Source organism: Streptomyces sp. NPDC058246, from assembly GCF_042881985.1.
In the GTDB taxonomy this organism is placed as follows: domain Bacteria; phylum Actinomycetota; class Actinomycetes; order Streptomycetales; family Streptomycetaceae; genus Streptomyces.
In genome coordinates this window covers 1-13,553 of the sequence record NZ_JBHVWZ010000061.1, presented here as the reverse complement: position 1 = coordinate 13,553, position 13,553 = coordinate 1, and the positions used below count along the sequence as shown (strand labels likewise).

Genomic DNA, 13,553 nt, shown 5'->3' with positions numbered 1-13,553 from the left:
CCCCCGCCCCGCGGCGGCCCCCGGCTCGGCGGCGGCGGGCCCAAGTCCCACCGTCCCCGCGGCCGACGCGAACCGGTCGTCCAGAGAATCAGCCGCGGCCGCAGGCCCCGTGTCCTCGGTGGAGTCGTCGTACAGCTGCCCCCACCAGTCGTCCTCATGACCGGTGGGCTTCTCCCCCTGCTGGCTCATGCCCCCAATTGTCCACCGTGAGAGCAGGATGAAAACGGGGCATCCGGAAAAACCGGCCAGCGAAAAACCGGCCAGAGGGTCGGATGCGGAACGCGCATACGAAACCGCCGGGCGGTCCCACCCCCCACGGGAGAACCGCCCGGCGGCGCCGGGGTGACCTGGGCCTAGCGCACGTCGTAGGCCCGGGTCACGGTCTGGACGACCGAGTTGCCGTTGGCGTCGGTCAGTTCGACCCTGAGTGTGACCTGCTTCCCTTGGGCTCCGCTGTGATTCACGGTCGCGGTCCACGCACCGTCGCGCCGGGCGGTGTCGGCCCGCGTCCAGGTCTCCCCGCCGTCGCATGAGTACGACAGCCGCGCGGAGGTGAGCGCACCGGGCGTGTAGCCGGCGTGCCCGGTCGCGGTGAGCGAGATCCGCTGCCCGTCCGCGGCCAGCAGCGTCTTGAGCCCGTCCTCCGGCAGCCGGTAGCGCGGGAAGAGCAGCGGGATGCCCTGCGAGTACACCCCCTCGTCGAGGTGCGAGCGGAAGGACCAGGTGGTGACCGTCTGCGGGGAGCGGTTCCAGACCCGCGAGCCGATCTTCATCGTCGCGAGGGTGAGGTCGTACGAGGAGTCATCGGCCGGGACCGTGAACACCCCGAACGGGACGTCGCTTTCGCCGACCGTCTCACCGTCACGCTCGAGGACCATGCTGCCGATGTCCCCGAAACTCCCCTGGACGCCCTGGTGCTGGGAGTCACCCCAGAATCCGGGCGCGACACCGATCAGGTTGCCCTGCCGCTCGGCGGCGAGCGCCTGCCCGCCGGAGGAGTCGAGCGGGGCGACCGGCGAGACGACTCCGCCGTACCACTCCTCGGTCCGCCGCTCCCCCTTCTGGTAGCTGCGCACCGGGTCGATCATGAACTCGCCCCACGGGAAGCTGCTGGACACCTCGTGCTCCCAGCCGGTGGTGCCCGGCGAGTAGTACTCGGTGCGCCGGAAGGGCGCGGGCACGGTCTCCAACTCGCCGAAGGAGCCGGTGAGTCCGCTCGGGCGGGTGACGGCGGGCAGGTCGATGTAGTCGGTGGCGGTGCCCATCGCGCGGTAGGTGGCACTGGTGGCCGCCAGGTCGCGGTCGTGGACCCGGTAGGTGCGCTTGTCGCGGATCTGGCCCGTCTCGGGGAAGGCCAGGTTGTAGACGTACGGGCTCTTGGCGGTGGCCTTCCAGCGCAGGGTGACGTCACCGGTGGCGAGCAGGGCCTTCGCCTCCTCGGTCGGGAGGCCGAGGACCGGCAGCGGACCGCCGGTGAAGCCGGTGGCCGGGTACCAGCGGCCGGGCGCCTCGCGGTAGGCGAGGACGGCGACCGCGCCCGCCGCCTTGGCCGCCGCCGCGACGGCCGAGGCGTTCCCGCTGTCCGGCAGCTTCACGAGCGCGATCTTCCCCTTGGCCCCCGCGAGTTCGTCCGCCGTACCGGACTTGGCGTCGACGAGCTGCGCCTGCCCGGTGCCGTCGAGGTTGGCGGAACTGGTGGACCCGGTCACGGGATGCAGGGACGGTCCGCCCACGACGGCGAGTTCGGAGATCTGCGGGGCCACCGCCCGCCAGAAGCTGTCGAACTCGAAGGTGCCGTCGCTCGCGTGGCCGTCGACGGAGGCGTAGTAGCCGCGCAGGGAGCGCCCGCCCGCGGCCGTCCCCGCGTGCAGCCAGGTGTCGTCCCAGGAGCGCGCGAACCCGAGGGTGGCGCCCCGGAGTTCGGAGGCCTTGTCCGTCGTGACGCTCAGCCGGTGCGCCTTGCGGGCGTCGAGCACGACGGTCGTGCCCTTGCGTATCTCCAGCTGCGGACGGGCCAGGTACGAGAGGGAGTTGAGGAGCGTGCCCTCGGTCTCGGGGGTGGCGATGAAGCTGGAGAGGAAGTAGCTGCCGGGGCGTATCCGGTACGTCTGGTCGCTCGCGCCCTCGTTGAAGCGGCGTTCGCCGCTCGCGTCGTCCGTGCCGATGAGGTCGACGGACGAGGCACCGGCGGCGGGCTTGCCGAGCCGGTCGACGAGCTTGACGCGGAGGGTGACGGTCTCCGGCTGGACATAGAGGGAGAACGGGGTGGAGACCGCGACGCCGTCGGCGGTGGCGAGGACCCGGCCGGTGATGTCGCCGTACTGGGCGCGGGAAAGCGAGGCGTCCGGGTCGAGTTTCAGCGGGACCTGGACGGTGGCGCCCGCGGGGACGGTGACCGTGCCGGTGCCGAGCCGGGCGATCGGCGCGCGTACGGCGGATCCGTCGTTGCCGGTGACGCCGCTCACGGAGAGCTTCAACCGCACCGAGGAGTCGGTGGTGTTGGTGTACGGCACGTCGACCGTCGTACGGTCGCTGTTGTCCTGCGGCCAGTTGAAGGTGCCGCCCTGCACGGCGGGCACCCCGAGCACGGTCTGGTCGACGGCGGCCCTCACATCGAGGCGTCCGCCGCCGGTCTCGCGGACGTCGCCGGGGATGCCGGAGTCCGCCGAGGAGACGAGGGCGGCCTTGATCCGCTGGGCGCTCCAGTCGGGGTGGCGCTGCTTGACGATCGCGGCGGCACCGGCGACGTGCGGGGTCGCCATCGACGTACCGCTCATGGACTGGTAGGCGTAGACGCCGCGGCCGCCCGCGTTGGCGGCCGAGATGCCCACGCCCGGCGCGGTGATCTCCGGCTTCAGCGTGTGCGAGCCGTAGGCCGGGCCGCGGCTGGAGAAGGGCGCCGTGATGTCGTCGCGGTCGACGGCGCCGACGGTGAGGACGCTGGGCGCGCAGCCGGGCGAGGAGACGGAGTCGAGGGTCGGGCCGGTGTTGCCGGCCGCGATGACGAAGAGGGTGTTCTTGCTCGACTGCGCGAGTTCCTCGGTGGCGAGCGCCATCGGGTCGGTGCAGTCGGTGCGTGCGGGGTTGCCGAGGCTCATCGAGACGACGTCGGCGCCCTCGTCGACCGCCCACTGCATCCCGGCGATGATCCATGACGTCTCGCCGGAGCCGTAGTCGTTGAGGACCTTGCCGTTGAGCAGGTCGGCTCCGGGGGCGACGCCCTTCTTCTTGCCGCCGCTCGCCGCGCCGGTGCCACCGACCGTGGAGGTGGTGTGGGTGCCGTGGCCCTGGTGGTCGCTCGCGTCCGGTGAGTCGGTGAAGTTCCTGGACGCGGAGATCCGGCCCTCGAGGTCGGGGTGGTCGGCGTCGACGCCCGTGTCCAGGACGGCGACCTTGGTGCCCCTGCCGTCGTAGCCCGCCGCCCAGGCCTCGGGGGCGTGCACCTGCTTGGTGGAGCGGTCCAGGCTCGCCTGCACCTTCTCGTCGAGCCACAGCTTCTTCAGATCGCCGGCCGCCCGCGTACGGGGATTCGTGACGTCGGCCCAGAACTCGGCGGCCTTCTTCTTGTCCGCCTTGAGCGCGACACCGTCGATCGGGTCGAGGACGAGGCCGCGCTCGGCGCCGCGCGGGGTGACCGGGGCGCCGCGCGCCACCGACGTGTCGTACGTGGCGATCAGCGGCAGCGTCGCACTGTGCGCGTCGTCGTAGCCCTGCCTGACCAGGCCGGTGACGTTGAAGAGTTCCTCGTCGACGCGGCCGGCGGCGATGGCCGCGGTGGCGCCCTCGGGGTAGACGTACAGGTCCTTGCCTGACTGGCGGGTCTGGGTGAAGGGAGTGGTGCCGTCGGCACCGGGCAGGGCGGTGGCCCCGTCCTTCGTCACCAGGACGCGGTCGCCGGTGACGAGTGTGACGACGGAGCCCGAGGCGGTGGCCCCGGTGCCGGTCAGCGGTCTCGGCTGCTGTGCTGCGGTCGTGGGCACGGCTGCCGTGACGGCCAGGACGGCGGCGATGGCTGCCCCCATGGCCGTACGCGATGTCGCTCTCCCCAAAATCCCACTCCCCAAGATCGATCCACCCGTGTCCGCCGGTGCTCGACGAGCCGGTGGGCCCGTCCCGCACGAGCCGGTGAGGCTCGTATGCGCGCAGGCCAAGCAGGCCCAAGCAGGGCATTACGGGCGGTGATTGATGCTGCGGTGGCGTGAGCTTGGCAGAGAGGCGGGTGGTGCGGGGATGATGGGCCCAGGCGGGTTTGCGCCGTGGCCAGTTTCCGCCACGGACGCCACCGACCGGCCGGAACGGATCCTTGGGGAGGGACATCGCCGCATGCTGGGAGCGATAGGTCTGGACGAGACGCACGAGACGGCGTACCGGGCGCTGGTGTCCGTGGGCGCCGCCGACGTGCCCGATCTCGCGCGACGGCTCACGCTCGGCGAGTACGACACGGAGCGCGCCCTGCGCCGTCTGGAGCGGCACGGTCTCGCCGCCCAGTCCTCGGCCCGGCCCGGGCGTTGGGTCGCGGCGCCGCCCGGGGTCGCCCTCGGCGCGCTGCTCACCCAGCAGCGGCACGAGCTGGAGAAGGCGGAGCTGGCGGCCGCGCTGCTCGCGGAGGAGTACCGGGCGGCGGCGTCCGAGCCGGCGGTGCACGACCTGGTCGAGGTGGTGATCGGGGCGGCGGCCGTCTCTCAGCGGTTCCTCCAGCTCCAGCTCGGCGCGAGCGAGGAGGTGTGCGCGCTGGTCACCGGCAACCCCGTCGTGGTCTCCGGTATGGACAACGACGCCGAGGAGCAGGCCGCGGGGCGGGGCGTCGGCTACCGGGTGGTGGTCGAGCGGGCGGTCCTGGACCTGCCCACGGGGATCACCGAACTGACCGCCGCGCTCGGGCGCGACGAGCAGGTGCGGGTCGTGGACACGGTGCCGACGAAGCTGGTGATCGCCGACCGGACGCTCGCGATGGTTCCGCTCACCTCGCACACCGCGGAGCCCGCCGCGCTGGTCGTGCACGCGAGCGGGCTGCTTGAGCTGCTGTCGGGCCTGTTCGAGTCGGTCTGGCGCGAGGCGCTGCCGCTGCGGCTCGGCAGCCGGGGCGTGTCCGAACAGGAACCGGACGGCCCGGACGGCACCGACCTGGAGATCCTCTCCCTGCTCCTCGCCGGGCTGACCGACGCGAGCGTCGCCAAGCAGCTCGACCTGGGTCTGAGGACCGTGCAGCGCCGGGTGAAGCGGCTGATGGAGCTGACCGGCGTGACGACACGGCTCCAACTGGGCTGGCACGCGTACGAGCGGGGCTGGGTGGCCCGCGACTGACCGGCGGGGCCGGGTGACGCGCGACTGACACCGCGGCCGTAGCGCAGCTGGATCGGCGACCTGGTCGACGCAGCCGGTTGGCACGGGCCGACCCGGGGAGGCGGCTTGGCGCGGGACTGGGCCGCGGAGGTGGCTTGGCCCGGCACTGGCCCGCGAAGGCGGCTTGGCGCGGGATTGGCCCGCGAAGGCGGCTTGGCGCGCCCGACCCGGGGAGGCGGCTTGGCGCGGGAGTGGCCCGCGGAGCTGGTGCGGCGCCGGACTGACCTGCGGGTTCACGCTCGCTCAGTCACCCTGGGCAGATGGGAGCGTGGGAACTCCTGCCGGTCGGCGTGGTGATCGTGGTCGGCCTGGCCGGAGTACTGGTGCCCGGCGTGCCGGGGTCGTGGCTCGTCTGGGCCGCGGTGCTGTGGTGGGCGCTGAGCGACCCGCGGGCCTTGTCCTGGGGTGTGCTGGTGGGCGCGACCGCGGTCCTGCTGCTGGCCCAGGCGATCCGCTGGGCGCTGCCTCCCCGGCGGCTGCGGGAGAGCGGCGCCACCCCCCGAATGGCGGTGTACGCCGGGGTCGGCGCGCTGCTCGGTTTCGTTCTGCTGCCGGTGATCGGCGCGATACCCGGCTTCCTCGCCGGGATCTACCTCTACGAGCGGCTGCGGCTGGGCGGCCACGGGCAGGCCGGGGCGGCACTGCGCACGGTGATGCGGGCGGGCGGCTGGAGCGTACTGACGGAGCTGTTCGCCTGCCTGCTGATCCTGGGAGCGTGGATGGGGGCGGTGATCTGGGGCTGAGGCGGCGCGGCAGACGTCGACCGCGAGGCACGCTCCGGCGGACGTCGTCCATGAGCCCCGCTTCGGCGGACGTCGACCGCAAGGCACGCTCCGGCAGACGTCGACCGCAAGGCACGCTCCGGCAGACGTCGACCGCAGGGCACGCTCCGGCGGACGTCGACCGCAAGGCACGCTCCGGCAGACGTCGACCGCAAGGCGCGCTCCAGCGGACGTAGGCCGTCCGGCCCGGTCGTCGAGACGCCCCTCTGGGCCGCGCGGCCCCTGCGCGACATGGTCCGCCGGTCGTGGGGCGGGGTCGTGCCGGTCTTCCCGGCCCTGCCCGCCGCCCGCGCGGGCCTGACGGTCCGCGACTTCCGTACGCGGGGCGGGGCGCCCCCTGGCTACGGGGCGAGGGTCGTCAGGTCGACCTTGTCGGCCATCGCCTTCATACCCGCGTCGTTGAAGTGGAGATGGTCGCCGGGGTCGTAGGCGGGGAGGATGCGCTGCGGGTCGGCCGGGTCGCGGACCGCCGCGTCGAAGTCCGCGACCGCGTCGAAGAGGCCGTGCGTGCGGATGGCGGCGTTGACCGCCTGCCGTACGGCCTCACGGTCCGGCGTATACGCGGAATGGCCTCTGTACGGGGTGATCGTGGCGCCGATGACGCGCAGGCCACGGGCGTGGGCGCGGCCCACGATGAGGCGGTACGCGTCCTCGAAGGCGACGGGATCCGTCTGCTCCGGCGTGCCGTTGATGTCGTTGATGCCCTCCATCACGATCACGGCACGGACGCCGGTGCGCGAGAGGACGTCGGCGTCGAGGCGGGCCAGGGCGCTGGGGCCCCGGCCGTCGAGCAGGACGCGATTGCCGGCGATCCCCGCGTTGAGGACGCCGAGTCGGCGCTGTGCCGGAAGGCCGCGCAGGCGGGCGGCGAGCCGGTCGGGCCAGCGGTGGTTGGCGTCCAACGTCGAGCCGGTGCCGTCGGTGATGGAGTCGCCGAGCGCGACCACACTGCCCGCGGGGGATGTGCCGAGCACGTCGACGCCGGTCACGTAGTACCAGTTCCCGAGGGTGGCGGTGTAGGCGGCGCCGCTCTCCTCCGCGGTCCGATCTCCCTTACGGGCAAGGAAGTTGGTCTGCAGGGCCGAGCGGTGGTACGTCGCCGGGCCCGAGTCGGCGGGGGTGTGCAGAGAGATCAGCAGGTTGGCGTCGGCGGGAACCGCGAGGGTGACCGGGTCGCTGACCAGGTCCTCGCCCGCGGGGACGGTGACGGCTTCGGCACCGGCGAAGGTGACGGTACGCATCGAACCCGGCGCAGCCTTCGGGGACTTGGGCGCGCCCCGCTGCTGCAACGCGAGAGTGACGGCGCCGAGTCGGAGCGGTGCCGTGCCGAGCCGGTTGGAGACGCGGACGCGGGCGGCCTGGCCGCCGACGCTGGTGTGCACGACGTTGCGGATGGAGGCGCCGGGCAGCGCGGCGGCGGTGCCGGAGGCGGCACCCTCCCAAGTGCCCGTCCACGTACGGGTGACGGGGGCGCCGTCCCCGGGGGCGGACTTCGCCTCGGCGATCGCGGCCGGTGGAGCGAGCATCACGGTGGTCACCAGGGCGGCGAGGAGGTGCCGGACCTTGATCGCGCGAGTCATGGGGGCATGGTTTCCCTGGCCACCCGGCCACGCAACGCGATGTCACACGATTGGGCGCACCCGTACGGACGTTCTTGTCCGAGGTCTCCCCCGAGCCCTCTCCTCCGCCGGACCTAGGTCCAGGACCCGATGCGGCGCGGACCCGGAAGTGTTTGGCTGCTGCCATGACCGAATTCAGCGAGGCCGAGCGCGCGTACCTGCGGTCGCAGCGGCTGGGACGGCTGGCCACCGTCGACCCCCACGGGCAACCGCAGGCCAACCCTGTCGGCTTCTTCCCGCAGGACGACGGCACCATCCTGATCGGCGGCTATTCCATGGGCACCACGAAGAAGTGGCGCAACCTGCAGAAGAACCCGAAGGTCGCCCTCGTCGTCGACGACATCGTGAGCCTCACACCGTGGAAGGTCAGAGGCATCGACATTCGAGGAGAGGCCGAACTCCTCACCGGGCCACACGAGTTGGGCCCCCACTTCAGCGAGGAGCTGATCCGCGTCCATCCGAAGCGGATTCACAGTTGGGGGCTGGAGGACTGAGCGGCCGCGTGGATCACCGCCCTTGAACTTCGACGGTCGTACCCCGACTCCAGCCCTCACTCCCGCGGCCCTCCCTCCCCCTCGCCCTCGCCTTCCCCCTCCAGTTCTCTTGCCACCCTGAGGTGTTGGACCGCGTAGGAACGCCACGGGCGCCAGGCGTCCGGTACGTCCTCGCCGGGTGGAGCCACATCGGGGTCGCCGAGCGCACGGGTGCGGATGACGGCGGCGGCGCGCGGGTCCATGCCCGGCAGCGCACACAGCTCCGCCTCGGCGTCGTCGCGGTCCGCCCCCGCGTCGAGCCGCAGGGTGCCGTCGGCGAGGGCGGCGGTCAGGGCACCGAGGGTGCCGTCCGGCTCGGCCTCCGCGAGCACGGCCGCTTCCGGGAACACATGGGTGAGCGGGCCGCACGGCGCGTCCAGCACCTTCCCGTACCGCCGCACCAGCCGCTCGGCCTCCGCCTCCCCCACCAGCGCGCGCACCGCGAGCTCGTCCGGGTCCGCGGCACCGGGCGATCGCAGGCCCGGCCGCGCCACGACCAGCGGGGCCAGCCGCTCGTCGGCTCCCAGCCGCTCGTCGACGGCGTACGGATCGGCGTCGAGGTCGAGGAGCCGGCGCAGCCGCTGGACGGCGGTGGTGAGATCGCGGAGATCCGTGAGGTGGAGGCGGGCGTCGAGCCAGCCGCCGGGATGGGCGGCGTGGGTGGGGCCGGGTCGGCCCTTGGCCACGCCGGTGCCGTTGCTCGCGCCGCCGCCTGCGCCGGTCCCCTTGCTTGTCCTGGCAGTGCCTACGCTGCCGCTGCCGCTGCCGGTGCCGGTGCCGGGGCCGTTGCTCGCGCCGCCGCCTGCGCCCGCGCCGGTCCCCTTGCTTGTCTTGGCCGTGCCTACGCTGCCGGTGCCGGTGCCCGCACCTGTGCTCGTGCCCGCACCCGCACCCGCACCCGCACCAGTGCTCGTGCCCGCGCCCGCGCCCGCGCCCCGGTTCTCCTCCACCGCGACGATTCCCGTGCCGTACGGGAGCCGGAGTGTGCGCCGGTATGTGCGGTGGCCGCGGACACCGCTGATGTCCTCGATCCCGGGAATCGCCTCGCCGGCGAGGAGGTCGAAGACGGCGGCGGTCTGGTACGGCCCCCGGTAGGCGAGCCGGAGCGGGATCCCGGCGCCGGGGGTGGCCGCACGCCGGGCGGCGGAGCCGGTCCGCGGGGCGGCCGCGCGCAGCTCGCTCGGCGTCGACGCGTACACCGCGCGGATCGTGTCGTTGAACTGCCGCACGCTGGCGAACCCGGCCGCGAACGCGATCTCGGTGATGGGCAGGTCGGTGGTCTGGAGCAGTACCCGCGCCGTGTGGGCGCGCTGGGCGCGGGCCAGCGCGACGGGGCCCGCGCCGACCTCCGCGGTGAGCTGCCGCTGGACCTGGCGGGCGCTGTACCCGAGGCGTACCGCGAGGCCTCCGACGCCCTCACGGTCGACGACGCCGTCGCCGATCAGGCGCATGGCGCGTCCGACCACGTCGGCCCGGACGTTCCACGCCGCGGAGCCGGGGACGGCGTCCGGGCGGCATCTGCGGCAGGCACGGAAGCCGGAGCTCTGGGCTGCGGCGGCCGTGGCGTAGAAGCGGACGTTCCGGCGCTTCGGCGTGACTGCGGGGCAGCTCGGCCGGCAGTAGATTCCCGTCGTCTCGACGGCGAAGAAGAACTCCCCGTCGAACCGGGCGTCCCGGCTCCGCACGGCCTCGTATCTGGTGTCTTCGTCGATCACACTCCCCAGTGTGCGCCGCCGGGGACGACGGGGCTGGCGGGAATCGGACATGGCATCGGAGTCTCCCGCCCCCGCCGCCGCCCCGTAACCGGGGGGCTCCGCCTCCAGACCCTCAAAAGACCGCGCAGTTCCCCGCGCCCCTTCAAGGGCGCGGGGAACTCGGACACACCGGCGCGGCCCTAGTGCCAACGGCCTAGTGCCAACGGCCGCGCTTGGCCTCCATGGCGGCCCGCCCCTCCGCGCCCTTCCGCTTCCAGTCGCGGCGGATTTCGGCACGGAGCCGCGCGTCCGTCTTGGCGACGATCCGCTGGTTCTCGCGCAGGAGCTTCCGGTAGCTGTCGAGACGGCGTTCGGGAAGCGCACCGGACTCGAGGGCGGCGAGGACGGCGCAGCCGGGCTCGGCGGCATGGGCGCAGTCCAGGAAGCGGCACCGGGCGGCCAGTTCCTGGATCTCGGCGAAGACCTGTCCGACACCGGTCTCGGCGTCCCAGAGGCCGACACCCCGCAGCCCGGGTGTGTCGATGAGGACGCCCCCGCCCGGCAGGGCGAGGAGGTTGCGGGTCGTCGTGGTGTGCCGCCCCTTGCCGTCCATGTCGCGGGTGGCCTGCACCTCCATGACGTCCGCGCCGAGCAGCGCGTTGGCGAGCGTGGACTTGCCCGCTCCGGACTGCCCGAGGAGCACCGAGGTCCCGCCGGCGAGGACCGCTTCGAGGACGTCGAGGCCCTCCCCGTTGGTGGAGCTCACCGGCAGTACCGCCACACCGGGCGCCGTCGTCTCGACGTCCTGGACGAGATGCCCGAGCGTCACCGCGTCGGGCACGAGGTCGGCCTTGGTGAGGACGACCACCGGCTGTGCACCGGACTCCCAGGCCAGGGCGAGGAAGCGTTCGATGCGGCCGAGGTCGAGTTCGACGGCGAGCGACACGGCCACGACCGCGTAGTCGACGTTGGCCGCGAGGATCTGCCCCTCGGACCGCTTGGAGGAGGTGGAGCGCACGAAGGCGGTACGACGCGGCAGATACGTGCGTACGTAGCGCGGGTTGCCCGTGGGTTCTACGGCGACCCAGTCGCCGGTGCACACGACCCGCATCGGATCGTGCGGCGTCACGAACGCGGTGTCCGCGCGCAGCACCCCGTCGGCGGTGACCACGTCACACTGCCCGCGGTCGACCCGGATGACCCGCCCGGCCAGCAGCCCTTCGGCGTCGTACGGGGCGAACTCGTCCGCCCATGCGTCGTCCCAGCCATAGGCCGCGAGAGGGTGGGCGAGAGGAAAAGCGGAGGAAGTCAAGGGAGACCCTTCACAAGGGTGGCCCCGGCACGCGCGCTCGGGCGCGAGGGAAGAGGAAGGTCAGCCGGCGGCCACGGAGGTGGACTTGATGAACTTCTGGATGCGGGCAGCGCCCATCGCAACGACAGCCATCGGTCACACCTCCTCGTACGCACTCGCTCGGCGACAACACGCACACCCTAGCCGGGGCCCCCGCGAGCCGGTCAATCGAATTAATCGGGGGAAGGGTTGGGCTGGGCTGGGCTGGGCTGGGCTGGGCTGGGCTGGGCGTCAGGGGGTTGCACCCGGGGGGAGGGTGCGCGCAACGCCTCGTACCGGAGTCCTCGCGCCGTGGACGGGCAGGGCGACGACTGCGCGGCCGGTGCAGGCGCCGGCTCGTGCGACTCCCGTACGCGCCTGGGTCAGGCGCCGGCTCGTACGGCTCCCGTACGCGCCCGGGTCAGGCGCCGGCTCGTACGACTCCCGTACCCGCCCGGGTCAGCCGCGGCTCGTACAACTGCCGCCGTTCAGCGTGAAGTTGTCCGGGGTCGCGTTCGCGTCGTGCCAGGAGGCGAGGAAGCCGAAGGCGAAGGTGCCGCCGGCGGGGACGGACTTGTTGTAGTCGGCGGCTGTGGCGGTCACCCGGGAGTCGTGCTGGACGAAGGTGCCGTCCCACATCTGGGTGACGCGCTGGCCGTCGCGGAAGGCCCAGGCGATCCGCCAGGTGTCGAGGGCCTTGGCGGAGGTGACGGTGACGGTGGCCTGGAAGCCGTCCGCCCACTGGTCGACGATCTTGTACGCGACCGTGCAGGACGACGCCGTCTTCGTGGGGTGCGGGGACTGCCGCGTGGTGTGGGCGGGCGACGTGGATGTGCCCTGGGGCTCGGGGGCCGGGTCGGTCTCGGGGGCGGTCCTCGGCTTCGACGGCTCGGGCGACACCAGCGAGCCGGCGGGGCGCGTGGTGGCCGACGGGGACGAGACCAAGAGGGACGAGGGGGACGACACGCCCGGGTCCGCCACGGGCTGACGGTCCGCCGAGTCGCCGCGCGCGTCGGCGCTCCCGCCGTCAGCGCGGTTGAAGGGCATCAGCGAGACCACGAGCGCGAGCCCCGACACGATGACCGCCGCGACCAGGAGCCCGGTCCGGCCGATCCGGGGCGCGGCCACCTTGCCCTCGGCGATGCCCGTGTCCACGGCCGCGTCCGTACGCCCGCCCACGAGGCCCGCGTCGGCGGCCCGCCGCCGGCGCTCCAGATACGCGAGACCGCCCCAGCCGATCACCCCGCCCGCCAGCGCCGCGGGCAGCCCACCGCCGTGCAGGCGCAAGCAGGCGGCGGCCTCCGCGCACTCCACGCACCGGGCGAGGTGCCGGGAGAGATCCTCGGGCGTCTCGGCGCCGGGTGAGCGGGTGACCGCGTCGAGGAGCCGGGCGTAGCTGCGGCAGTCGGCGTCCATCGGGGTGTCGAGGCGGTTGCGATGGCACCGGTCTCTGAACAGCGCCCGCACCTGGGCGAGTTCCTCGGCGGCGGCCGTCGGGTCGAGGCCGAGCCGTCGGGCCACGGCGGGCAGCGGCAGCGACTCGACCTCGGCCAGCCACAGCAGCGCGGCGTCCGGCTCCTGCATGTCCCGCAGGCCGCGCAGGGCGAGCGGACGGTGCAGCGGCGGACCCGTGTAGCGGCCGGCCTTCTCGGAGTTGAGCCAGAGCCTGAGGTCGGGGTCGAGCCGGTGCCCCTGTCCGTGCGCCTCCCAGGCGGCGGCCGCGGTGCGAACCGACGTCAGCAGCAAGGGAATCCGGGGCAGTCGGAGCGTCCTGCGGCCGCTGCTCTTCGCTCCCTCGGAGCCCGCGCGCGCCGCACGGATGCCGTGCGTGAACGCCTCGGTGGCCAGCTGAGTGGCCGCGGCGGAACCGGACGTGCACAGATCGGCGTACGACAGGACCGCGTCCCAGCACTCCGCGAACAGCGCGGCCTCGGCGGCGTCCTGGGGAGTCGGCAGGTCAGGCATGGAGGGCTCCTGCATCCACTGCTTCCATGTGCAAAGTCATGCGATGCCCAACTCGCCGTATGAACAGGGAAGTTGGGGTCCGTCTCTCGACGGGCCCCGAGCCTTTCACGGTTCCCACACAACTGACAAGCGACGTATTCAAATGAGGCAACAAGCGGTCGCGCCGCGTCGCGGGGGGGGGGCCCCCCCCCGGGGCCGCCCCCCGGGGAAAAACCCACCAGCACAACCAGGGGGGGCCGGCCAGCCGCACAACGCGCCCTACACACCCCGGCAAAAAAGCCGATTAA

Annotated in this window: 8 protein-coding genes and 1 pseudogene; 3 read left to right on the top strand and 6 right to left on the bottom strand. The window is 73.1% G+C overall.

Translation table 11 applies throughout. The features are described from left to right. Together ACFVXA_RS40345 and ACFVXA_RS40340 are read right to left on the bottom strand one after the other, a co-directional pair. Window positions 1–189: pseudogene (locus ACFVXA_RS40345) on the bottom strand (hypothetical protein); the annotation flags it as partial. Between the two features lie 164 nt (window positions 190–353). Then, the gene (locus tag ACFVXA_RS40340) at window positions 354–4,022 is read right to left on the bottom strand and encodes a S8 family serine peptidase (protein WP_390028697.1); all 3,669 of its coding nucleotides are present in this window, start codon (window positions 4,020–4,022) and stop codon (window positions 354–356) included. A gap of 301 nt (window positions 4,023–4,323) precedes the next feature. Here ACFVXA_RS40340 and ACFVXA_RS40335 point away from each other — a divergent pair, with 301 nt between their 5' ends. Together ACFVXA_RS40335 and ACFVXA_RS40330 are read left to right on the top strand one after the other, a co-directional pair. After that, window positions 4,324–5,304 (top strand): winged helix-turn-helix transcriptional regulator, encoded by a 981-nt coding sequence (locus tag ACFVXA_RS40335; RefSeq protein WP_362017559.1) that lies wholly within the window; start codon window positions 4,324–4,326, stop codon window positions 5,302–5,304. A 299-nt stretch (window positions 5,305–5,603) separates the two neighbouring features. Next, window positions 5,604–6,086: a DUF456 domain-containing protein gene (locus tag ACFVXA_RS40330; protein ID WP_362017558.1), complete on the top strand. Its 483-nt coding sequence runs from the start codon at window positions 5,604–5,606 to the stop codon at window positions 6,084–6,086. A 380-nt stretch (window positions 6,087–6,466) separates the two neighbouring features. On the opposite strand, the gene ACFVXA_RS40325 is transcribed toward ACFVXA_RS40330, so the two are convergent. After that, window positions 6,467–7,705 (bottom strand): SGNH/GDSL hydrolase family protein, encoded by a 1,239-nt coding sequence (locus ACFVXA_RS40325; protein WP_362017557.1) that lies wholly within the window; start codon window positions 7,703–7,705, stop codon window positions 6,467–6,469. A gap of 164 nt (window positions 7,706–7,869) precedes the next feature. Here ACFVXA_RS40325 and ACFVXA_RS40320 point away from each other — a divergent pair, with 164 nt between their 5' ends. Beyond that, on the top strand, window positions 7,870–8,238 hold the full coding sequence (locus tag ACFVXA_RS40320) for a PPOX class F420-dependent oxidoreductase (RefSeq protein WP_362017556.1): 369 nt from the start codon (window positions 7,870–7,872) through the stop codon (window positions 8,236–8,238). A 56-nt stretch (window positions 8,239–8,294) separates the two neighbouring features. Here ACFVXA_RS40320 and ACFVXA_RS40315 read toward each other — a convergent pair whose 3' ends face one another. From ACFVXA_RS40315 to ACFVXA_RS40305, 3 genes are all read right to left on the bottom strand, one after another. Further along, a complete protein-coding gene (locus ACFVXA_RS40315; RefSeq protein ID WP_390028696.1) occupies window positions 8,295–10,043 on the bottom strand; it encodes a DNA-3-methyladenine glycosylase 2 family protein in 1,749 nt (582 codons plus the stop codon). A gap of 142 nt (window positions 10,044–10,185) precedes the next feature. Next, window positions 10,186–11,283 carry a ribosome small subunit-dependent GTPase A gene (gene rsgA, locus ACFVXA_RS40310; RefSeq protein ID WP_390028695.1) on the bottom strand — a complete coding sequence of 366 codons (1,098 nt, stop codon included), beginning with the start codon at window positions 11,281–11,283 and terminating at the stop codon, window positions 10,186–10,188. A gap of 477 nt (window positions 11,284–11,760) precedes the next feature. Continuing rightward, window positions 11,761–13,266, bottom strand: a complete 1,506-nt coding sequence (locus tag ACFVXA_RS40305; RefSeq protein ID WP_390028694.1) for a cellulose binding domain-containing protein — start codon at window positions 13,264–13,266, stop codon at window positions 11,761–11,763. Window positions 13,267–13,553 lie beyond the last annotated feature (287 nt).